This is a genomic window from Methanosarcina sp. UBA5, from assembly GCF_002505485.1.
Taxonomy (GTDB): domain Archaea; phylum Halobacteriota; class Methanosarcinia; order Methanosarcinales; family Methanosarcinaceae; genus Methanosarcina.
In genome coordinates this window covers 1-10,420 of record NZ_DAVG01000018.1, presented here as the reverse complement: position 1 = coordinate 10,420, position 10,420 = coordinate 1, and the positions used below count along the sequence as shown (strand labels likewise).

General features: G+C 36.8%; 9 protein-coding genes and 1 pseudogene. 6 read left to right on the top strand and 4 right to left on the bottom strand.

Going from position 1 to position 10,420, the window contains the following annotated elements:
• The 4 genes and pseudogenes from BP621_RS01755 to BP621_RS01740 form a co-directional block, all read right to left on the bottom strand.
• A pseudogene (locus tag BP621_RS01755) lies at positions 1-217 on the bottom strand (isoprenylcysteine carboxylmethyltransferase family protein); the annotation flags it as partial.
• A 288-nt stretch (positions 218-505) separates the two neighbouring features.
• The gene (locus BP621_RS01750; RefSeq protein WP_292387637.1) at positions 506-709 is read right to left on the bottom strand and encodes a DUF378 domain-containing protein; all 204 of its coding nucleotides are present in this window, start codon (positions 707-709) and stop codon (positions 506-508) included.
• An 823-nt stretch (positions 710-1,532) separates the two neighbouring features.
• Positions 1,533-2,492, bottom strand: coding sequence for a hypothetical protein (locus BP621_RS01745; protein ID WP_292387636.1), 960 nt, complete (start codon positions 2,490-2,492; stop codon positions 1,533-1,535).
• Positions 2,493-2,597: 105 nt separating this feature from the next.
• Entirely contained in the window at positions 2,598-3,098 is a 501-nt protein-coding gene (locus BP621_RS01740) for an Hsp20/alpha crystallin family protein (RefSeq protein WP_292387635.1), read from the bottom strand.
• A gap of 446 nt (positions 3,099-3,544) precedes the next feature.
• Between BP621_RS01740 and BP621_RS01735 the strand changes: the two genes are divergently transcribed.
• The 6 genes from BP621_RS01735 (at position 3,545) to BP621_RS01715 (ending at position 9,562) form a co-directional block, all read left to right on the top strand.
• Positions 3,545-4,120, top strand: coding sequence for a tyrosine-type recombinase/integrase (locus BP621_RS01735; protein ID WP_292387634.1), 576 nt, complete (start codon positions 3,545-3,547; stop codon positions 4,118-4,120).
• Between the two features lie 78 nt (positions 4,121-4,198).
• Positions 4,199-4,321, top strand: coding sequence for a hypothetical protein (locus BP621_RS01730; RefSeq protein WP_292387633.1), 123 nt, complete (start codon positions 4,199-4,201; stop codon positions 4,319-4,321).
• Positions 4,322-4,777: 456 nt separating this feature from the next.
• Complete coding sequence (locus BP621_RS17300; protein ID WP_422656668.1) at positions 4,778-5,764, top strand: DUF7544 domain-containing protein; 987 nt, start codon at positions 4,778-4,780, stop codon at positions 5,762-5,764.
• A 481-nt stretch (positions 5,765-6,245) separates the two neighbouring features.
• Complete coding sequence (locus tag BP621_RS01725; protein ID WP_292387632.1) at positions 6,246-6,803, top strand: TATA-box-binding protein; 558 nt, start codon at positions 6,246-6,248, stop codon at positions 6,801-6,803.
• Positions 6,804-6,884: 81 nt separating this feature from the next.
• Complete coding sequence (locus BP621_RS01720) at positions 6,885-7,142, top strand: hypothetical protein (protein WP_292387631.1); 258 nt, start codon at positions 6,885-6,887, stop codon at positions 7,140-7,142.
• Positions 7,143-7,846: 704 nt separating this feature from the next.
• Entirely contained in the window at positions 7,847-9,562 is a 1,716-nt protein-coding gene (locus BP621_RS01715; RefSeq protein WP_292387630.1) for a bifunctional metallophosphatase/5'-nucleotidase, read from the top strand.
• Positions 9,563-10,420 lie beyond the last annotated feature (858 nt).

Genomic DNA, 10,420 nt, shown 5'->3' with positions numbered 1-10,420 from the left:
TTTTATAGAGAACCCGTCCAGGATTTTTGTAGAGCTGATAAACGAGCGGCAATATCGTTAGCATTGCAACTAGGCTATATACCGGCAGATACAACCTATCTGCCCTGGAACCCAGACCCCGCATGAGGAGGCGTTTGAAGGGCAGGCTCGCAGTCAGGCTGTGAATAACTGCAAACGCTGCCAGAGAAAAAACAGGAGTAATTTTGGAAGAAACCAATCCCAGTAGTCCCCCTTATTTTTATTTGAGCTAATCCCAAAACTCAAAATTACTTCTCTGAGTCACGAATATGGAATAATCAATAGAGCTTTTGATCATGAAAATTGTTCTGAAATTTTTATTGATGTGGGAGTAAAATTGGTTTTTGGATAAGCTCTATTGATAAATCTTTTTGAATATTTTAACTTTTGTTCATTGTCTGTAGATTTACATGCTTATTCTGAGATTTTTTGCAACGGAACCAATATTAATCAACAAAGCATGGAAATTAATAAAAAGTCTCTTATTTTAAGTCATGTCCTTAGTGACGGAATAAATCATATAAACTGCAGAAATCCCAACGAGTATATATACAATTCTGGCAAGTAAGTTCCCCATTCCAAAAATGGCAGCTACAAGATCGAAATTTAAGAGCCCAACAAGTCCCCAATTCAATCCACCCACGATGACAAGTATAAGTGCAATCCAGTCAATCGAATTTCTTACTACCATTCCCTTTGTATTTGACTCGTATATTAATAATAGAAAACTATATCGATGTTCCGAAAACACAAAAATCTAAAAAAAGAGAAGGCAAGGCAATTCTCATCCTATTTAAACGATGAAGAATTTCTGTAATTTCTCTTTTCACGGTGATGTTTCATTATTCATTTATTACTTTCACTTCTTTTTTTCTTCTTTAAGAGCTAATTTCTTATGGCACGCATCGCATGTCCCATCTTTGGCAATCGATGGTTGTTTAGGTACATCGCCACCACAAACTCCACACTTTTCCATATCTTTACCTCCAGTTTTTTGATTTTTATTGAGCTTATTAATATTAAAACAATAAAATATGTATAGAAATATAATTACGAAACTAATATTAATCAAAAAGAAATATTAAAGGGATCGATTCCGTTGCAAAAAATCTAAATTTTCAGGATGTTTTGATATCCGAACTTTTTAGCATAGGAGGTTCGTATTTCACCTATACAAATACAAAACCAAATGTTACATATGATCTAAGAATACACTTGTTTCCTTCGATAAACCTTCTATTTAATGCAAAAAAGATAGAGAAACATACAGATAACTGATTTTCCGGCAGTGTCGCGAATTTGCTGTAAATTTGAAGTCCAGCTTTTGTGTACTGAGCATAATTTCGTTCTCCCTACACTGTATTTTCAAAATACCAACTTCTTAAGATTTATAATTTTACAGAAAAATAAGCACACTGCCGATTTTCCATATCAAGCGAGTTAATTATACTGATATTGGTTATTTTCTTTGTTAACTTACTTGTTTTTAGATTGCAAATCCTATAAAATTGAATTCATATTTTTGGAGTTTCTTCATCTTTTTTAATAACATTTTCCCATTTCGTATGATATAAAAAAACATTGTCAACCGAATACCAATATTCCTTCTCATTTCGTGGAATGTTTTCAAGTGTTATCTCATTTAGTCCATTTAATTTTGTAATCAGATCATAACGATATAGATCAAAAACTGATTTTACTTCATCACCCCACAATTTTGCAGACATAATGGCATACTTCCACAGACAAATTAGTACAAAAATAGTAAACGATTCAGATATAATAAAAGTTATTTGAGGAATAATTTCTAATGAATAGATCAAAATCAGTTCAAAAATAATTACCGTTGTAAGATACAAACAATTTACTGCAAAATCCACTCTTGAGCTAGCATCATTTATATTCGTCCGATGTGATTCAGATGCAAAGCTTATTATCCGAGGCCAGCAGGATGTAGCATCTATTCCATACACCTTGTATGAATATAATTCAAAAGAACGGATAGCGTTACCAAAACTTGTTGGTAATATGTACTCTAAAGCAAATGGGAACTCTGTATTTAATCTAATAGACAGTTCTGTAATTTTCGCATTTAGTTCTGAATATTTATCTTTATAGTTAATTTTATTGAGTTTGCTTCGGGTACTTTCAAGACTTTTATTTAGTCTTCGTAACTTTCTACGCTCGAAGTATGAAATTCCAGGAACAAAAAGTAAGTAATAGCCTTCAAGCATTTTAATCATCGGTCTGTTAAATAAAAGTAAGAATATGCTCAGTGTAAAAGATGTAAATGACAGTAATCCCAATTTATCTTCCCATAAAGTTTGTAACTTATATGGTAAAAAAGTTTCTTTCGTCGAGTTATTAACTCCAGCACTTGATAAAGAACTATTATCTATTGATTTCGTATTCATTTCTGGAATTAAAGGTAAGAATATTATTGATGATATTATGACAAATAAAACTGATGGCATCAGAAATGAATTAACAAAATTTGTAGTTAAAATTTTTGAGAAGTCGGCGAACATAATGTTTAGATGTAATTACCTGATGGTTCTTTCCTATTTTTGTTCTTCTTGCTATACTCTTCCTCGTTTTCTAGGCGGGGGAGGTGGGGGAGGATGTATGGATGGTCCAGTCATACCAATTCCCTCTTTTTGTTTCCCAAGTGTTATTTCCAGGACGCCGTTTTCCATTTTTGCAGTGCTTCTCTTTTCCTTAACATTCATAGGCAAGCGGACTGCCCTATAAAATTGAGTATATGCTCTCTCCCGACACAGGTATCCCTCTTCTTCAGTCTCTTTTTCTTTCCCGGTCTTTGCACTGATCTCAAGCATATCTTCTTTAAGATTAATTTGAACATCTTCTTTATTGATACCAGGCAAGTCGATAGTAACTACAAGCTTATCTTCTTCTTCCTTAATGTCAATGGCAGGAGTGTAAACCTTTCCTCCTCCCCATTCTTCCATTGGCATAAAATCTTCAAACAGCTGGTTTAATCGTTCCTGCGTCCTTTTAATCTCGTCAAAAGGATCCCAGCGTGCAGGACCTGAAAATGATCTTCTCATAGGCCATCTCATATCAAATTCCCCCTATGCAAGATTATAATAGGTTGGTATTTTTAAGGTAAATACCCAAAGCGACTTATGATGGCATTTTGATGCTTTTAAGACACCATGGATCTAACATACACTAATGTCACGGAAAATAGAGGATGGTAGAAGTTATTGCGATTACGTTAGAATAATAACAATTAAATACACATCGACAACCTTACTACAGTAGAACAATTAAATCACATCTACCAATATGAGAAAAATAGATATTGAATTTACACGAAAAAAAGGTTCGGAACATAATTACTCTATATACGAACGTTTTGACAAAGAAGGTTCGTATTTGGCTTTATGGCAGGAATTGAAAACGATGCAAGTAAATAAAAATAGGGTTTTGCTAGAGCGAGAAAACCCCAGAAACACCAACATATTTATATAACGTTGTTATTTTACTTTTTTGGAGTAATTTAATGGAAAATGGATTAGTGACATCAGACGGTACTAAAGTATTAACCGTAGAAGAGTATGATCGATTCGTTAAAGCAATACCAGCAAAGTTTAAGCCCATCTTTGAAGTCAATACAATTACAGGTTTGAGATACATAGAATTACAAAGGCTACACAAGAACCAGCTTTGGTATTTCCAAGATCGAAATCAAATAATACTACCGAAAGAAGCACAAAAGAAAGTAAAACAAAAAGCTCCAAAAAGAACTATTGACAAACTACCTTCGACTTTTCCCTATCTATTCAAGGCATTTTCAGAGGGGAGGAGACCGCCAGATCGTACAAGTTGGTGGGATAACCTTAGCAGGTGGTCAGAGAGAGCTGGCATAAGCCCAAAGGTTTCTCCTAAGACTCCCAGGAAGACAATAGAATCATGGATGCTAAAGGCAGGGATACCGGAAATTGAGATATACAGTCGCCAGGGACATGATCCCATTACATCTTTACGGCATTACCAGAGCCTTTCTTTTACTGATTACGAAATGAGGGATATAAAAAAGAGACTTATAGAGTGGGGAATTCTTAGAGGTAAAATTTGAATGACTAAATAAAAATACTAAATTGTTCCAAAATATATAAATAGAGTGTGACCTGCTAATACTGGATGGAGGTCACAAATGGAAAAAAAGATAGAAGAAGTCGAGAGGGATTATATAGAATTCAGGAAAGAAATGGAAGAGGAAGAAAATAAAGAGAGTAAAAACCAGCATAAAAAACCAGATAACGGAAGAAATTCGTAAATTAACAAGCAAAGAGTAATATCCTTCCTTACAGTTTCCACCTTTTTTCATGAATATCTCAGATCATTTATAAATAAAATCTAGCGAATTCGTTGAGTTTGTTTACTCAACAAATAAAAACGATATCAGTTAAAGTTTGCTATGTGTTTGAGTTAAAATCAATTCCAGAGACTATGGAATACAAAAAACCATACATATGCGAAAATCAAACATCAGAAAGCTCATTCCATTTTTTTGGTAGAAATTTTTTCCTATCAATAACCCCATAACGTTAATGCGAAAAAAGTATAAGAAACACATAAGCATATTTCTTAATGTTTCTTGATAGCGAAAAAACGCCGTAGTTTTGATTTTTATAAAATCCGCTCATATGGGCCCAGTAGTATCCTTAGAAAAGATTTTTTGCAACGGAACTGTCTGAAATAACTATTTATTCTCCTAGAAAAATTCTATACCATGAACTGGTACGGAATAGATGCAATAGATAAAGCTGTTTTAAGGGCAAGAAGAGCTCTTTTTGAACCTTTTGACTTCTGGAAGTGGGTAAAACTCGCAATCATTATTTTTTTCGTAGGCAGCGGTAGTTCAAATTACACAGGTTCAGGCAATAACTATACAATGTGTCCTGAAGAATTAAGAAACACTACTACTCTCGGTTCTGACCTAATTCATGGGTACATTCCACAAAGTATTAATTCTCTCATTACTTCTTTTTCCGAGTACGGATTATTGATTGCTTTGATTGCTGCCCTGATTCTTATTTTCCTGTTATTTTTCTACATTTCCAGTGTTATGGAATTTGTTTTTGTTGAGTCACTGGTAAAAAATGAGGTCAAATTATGGGCTTATTCCCGGAAGTTTTTGGGAAGGGGATTCAACCTTCTTTTGGTGCGTTTAGTTCTGCTAATAATTTCTCTTGTGTTCCTGGGAATAGCCGCACTGCCTTTAATTTCCAGCATCATGAAAACGTCCTCAGACTTTTCCTGGTTTGCTCTGATGGGAGAATTTGTCTGGTTCATTGGTGTACTAATTGCGCTTGGCTTGATTATGGGTATAATAAGTTCTTTTATAAGTCTTGCAATTCCCGTTTCTATTTACCGGAACATAGGACTCATTGCATCTTTGAAGCTGGTCTTTGCAAATTTCAGGAAAAGCTGGCAGCAAGTTTTGGTTTATTGGGTTATCAGGTTTGTGCTTGGACTAGTAGTGGGAATACTTATCGGAATTCTTTTCCTATTGTTATTGGTGGCTCTGGGGATCATTTTCGTAATTATTGACGTAGTTCTTTACTACATCTTTACATCATTCGTATCGGATCCTATGAGCTGGATATTCCTGATTCCTTTTATCATTNNTAGAACTTTTGCTGTTCCTTGGAATCATGCTTTTAATCAATGTGCCTTTTGCAGTTTTCCTGAAATATCAGCTGTTAAGTTTCCTTGAAGCCTGGTTTCCCGGTGCAGATATTCCATTTTTTGATGCCCCTGCTCCAGGGACTGAAATAGGTTTAAGCGAATCTCAGCCTACGATTTGATTTAAATAAGGAAGATCACAGGAGTTGAAGCAGCTATAACTGTTTCTCCCGGATTTTCAGGTCAGCTTTAAGGCAGGCTTTAGACCTGATATTTTTTGTCGTGAGATTGGTTCCGTTGCAAAAAATCTGGCTATTTTACAAAATTACTGAAAACCTTCACAATTAGGGAAATTAACCAATTATATCAGCCAAAAAATGTGCGAAAAGAAAATTTTTGCAACACAACTATTTCACCTACAAAGTGCTTCCATTTAAAGGCATTTACTGGCATAATGTATACTCTTAAATTTCTACTTATTTCAATAAATTCCTCCCATTATTTTTTGCAACGGAACCATTTTGTGTCTTAAACCGACAATCAGATCTATAGAACATTAAAATAAGTGCTATATGGAATCCACAGTAAAGCTAGAGAACGTAGTGGCATCCACCGCATTGGCAGAAGATTTCGACCTGGTAAAAATGATGGAGTCTGGGCTGGAAGGCGCAGAATATAACAAAGTGAAGTTCCCCGGCCTCGTCTACAGAATTGAGAATCCAAAGGCTGCCTTTCTAATTTTCACTTCCGGAAAAGTGGTATGCACTGGAGCTAAGAGCATCGAGAACGCTCATGCGGCCATAATCACTCTGGCTAATACACTAAAGGACATCGGCTTCGATAAAATATATCCAGACCCTGAAGTTCATGTTCAGAACATTGTAGCTAGTGCTGATTTGAAAACAACCCTTAACCTGAACACCATTGCTATAGCTTTTGGTCTGGAGAATGTCGAATACGAGCCAGAGGTATTTCCTGGGCTCATTTATAGGGTCGAGGCTCCCAAGGTCGTAGTGCTTGTGTTCAGCTCTGGCAAGCTGGTAATCACAGGTGGCAAAACTCCGGAGGATTGCGATGAGGGTATGCGGATCGTCAGGAAAGAGTTCGACAACTTAGGACTTCTTTATTAAATATATCCTCAAAGTCTCGTAAACTCGTAACGGATACCACATACAAATTGAGAAGTACATAAGAGAATAAGAAGGAAAAATATGCATATAACCAACAAGACAGAAACAGAAGATATGATATTTGAATTTATATTTTCTCATTCCGGCTCACCTAGAAAACCATTCAACCAGACCCTAGTATACATTTTGAGAGGAAATGACGGCTTAGACTTTGCAGAAATAAACATATCTCAGATAATTACAAGAACAGGCAACTTTGAAGAAAGAAAAATATCACAACGATACACTGAAGAGCTAGAGAATAAAAAAGCAAGCTGTGAAATATCAGGATCTACTTGATGATTGGATTAGGATTGTTTCATAGTTTGAATGACTCGTGAAATGATTTATAGCCTCACTTTGATACCTAAAAAACAGATTTTTCGTATTTGGTAGTATACCAGAAGTTCTGTAAAATCATGATTATCAAGGAGTTATTGTATAGAAAACTCGATCCACTGTTAAAAGCAAAGAATAGCTACGTTTTACCCTAAAATGTTGGAATTTTTAGTGTGAGAAAAAGTCCAAAAAATTTAGTTTCAAGCACAGGCTTATTTTCTCAACAATTGCCCAAATCATTTTTTATTGTTGTTATTTTAAACTGTTTATGTTCTCTCCGAATGTTATTGCAAAAAAGTCGGGACCTTTTTAAAGGGTGATCTAATATTTTTTAGATTACCTATCTTTCCTTTTGAGATAAAAAATTATCCTGGCAGCTGCAGGCCTGACCTGAAAGAGGCCTTCTTTCTTTACTATTATTTTTGAACCCCAACATTTTAACATAAAACGTTTAAAATGATTAAATTTCCTAATTGTGAAGGTTTTTTCTGATTTTACAAGGGAGCCAGATTTTTTGCAACGGAACCGAATTTCGACACTTGACACTTCAGGAAATAATTATATAACATGAGTTGGAACACACGTTAGAACAATATATACACAGTGTATCTACCGATGGAAAGTTGATCGAAAACAGATATCGAGTGCTTAAAGAGGGATGTATATTGTCAAAAAGTCGCAATTCTGCAATAAATAAAGCCAACAGGTACTTCGCCCTTTTATTCCTAGTGATGCTTGTCTCTATTGCTTCACTGAGCGGCCTGGGGGCCTCACAACCTGATAAAGGTACGATAGAAGTCCAGATCCTGGCTATTAATGATCTCCATGGCCAACTTGAGCCTCCCATCAGCAAGATGGTTATAGACTATAATGAGACCGGTGCTCCCATACGTGTCGATGCCGGGGGTTCGGAATACCTGGCAACTCATATAAAAGAACTCAGATCTGAGAACCCCAATACATTCGTGATCTCGGCCGGAGACAATATAGGTGCTAGTCCGATTATTTCATCTCGATTCCACGATGAACCAACAATAAAAGCCCTCAACATTATAGGATTAAACTTTTCGGCCGTGGGCAATCACGAGCTGGATAATGGGTTAAACGAGCTCATGCGCATTCAAAATGGTGGCTGCCATCCGACTGACGGTTGCCTGAATAACTCCTCTTTTGAAGGAGCACATTTCCAGTATCTGGCTGCGAACATCGTCAATGAGAGCACCAATGCCACAATATTCCCTGCCTATAAAATCACCTGCGTCCAGGGAGTACCCATAGGATTCATTGGAGTGGCCCTGAAAGATACGCCTTCTATAGTGACTCCTTCCAGAGTAAAGGGACTTAAGTTCCTGGATGAAGCTGAAACCATTAACAAATATGCCAAAGAGTTGAAGCATATGGGCGTAAAAACCATAGTGGTGATTATACACGATGGTGGCTACCAAGAGGGACTATATAACGAGAGCCTGAATATGAGTGGTCCCATTGTAGATGTTGTCAACGCCACCGATCCCGAAGTAGATGCATTCATCACCGGCCACACCCATCAGGCCTACAATGCCAATATTGACGGCCGCATAGTGACACAAGCCGACTCGGCAGGTAATCTACTCACGGATATCGATCTGGTAATAAGCAACAAAACTCATGATGTAATCGAAGAAAGATCCAGAAATATTATAGTATCCAGAGATGTCCCTAAAGATTCTGAAGTAACTGAACTGGTCAATGAATACAACTCTCAGATTGCAGCCCTCGCAAACCGGGTGATAGGTAACATTACGAGCGATATTACAGTAGTAATGAGTGATTCAGGTGAATCTGCTCTGGGCGATCTCATAGCCGATGCTCAGCTCTATGCTACCTCTGACCCAAGCAATGGCGGTGCTGTTGTAGCTTTCGCAAACCCTGGAGGCATTCGCGCTGATCTGATATATACTCAACAAAGCGGCAATGAACTGCCCGGTCAGATCACCTATGGCGAGGCCTTCAGCGTCCAGCCCTCTGAAATCAGCCTAGTCACAATGACCTTGAACGGCACTCAGATAGACACTTTGCTGGAGCAACAGATCGACAACCCAACTCCGCGTATACTGCAGATCTCAAAAGGCTTTAGCTATACCTGGAACGAAAGCGCCCCCATGGGCAATATGATCAACATCTCCAGTATAAAGATAAACGGCACTTCTATCAATCCGAGCAGTCCTTACCGCGTAACAGTTAACAACCGCATGGCTGATGGAAGCTATAATTTATTTGTTCTTAAGGAAGGGGTCAATAGGACAGAAGGTCCTCTGGTTAGAGATGCCCTCGTCAATTACTTCGCAGCTTTCTCTCCGGTGACTCCAGAACCTATGAATCGCATTGCTGTAGTGAGATAAGAGAACAGGGAGCTATCTACTTTTTCGGTAGAGAGAACTACCGAGATATTTTTTTCTCTGGATTCCTTTCTCATTGCTTTATGGCTACGTTTTACATTAAAATGTAGCTATCTTATTTTCAGGATTTCTGAATAAAATACAGTAATCTCGTAAAACAGGAAAAAATAACTTAAAAATTCAATTATAGGCAAGCATGAGCCTGTTTGCGAGGCTTTTAATCTAGGAGCAAAGGACAGTCCTACAGAAGGAGAAACTGAAGCCTACCGAAGAGAACACCCTCATACTAGAGCAGTTCTGCTCGCTCGAACAGGTTGTGGTATCAACTACAGTGATTAAGTTCTCTTTTTCCGGTGGTATGAGGGCAAGCCTATCTCCACTTCAAAAAGTCTTTTTCCGTATCTTTCTTATTCAGATTTTTCTAAAAATAAGCCTTTTTGTACCTGTAACCGGTTAGTATGAAGTTTTTACAAAAAAGTATTACATATAATACAACTCTTCCAGATTGTACCCTGAACTTTCCTGTTGGGGTTACTAAAAAAGGCCGAGTTCACCCGACCAACTCTTTAACTTTGTAAATATATTCTAAAGAAAATGTTTTCAACGTCGGGCAAGCCTGTGACTTTTTAAGATAGTTTGCACGGAAACTTTAGTAAACAATTTCATTACAGATCTTATGAGAATACGGGGTTTTATGCCGTTTACCGCCCTTTCATCAAACGTAAAAAAACCCTAAGAAACACATAGGCAAAATAAAGAGAAAATTATAAAATTGTATTAAGTAATTCTTTAATTATTTGACCAGCCTTGCAGATTTGCTGAAGGATTCGATTTTTAAATAAAAAAATAATTTTTGGGAAT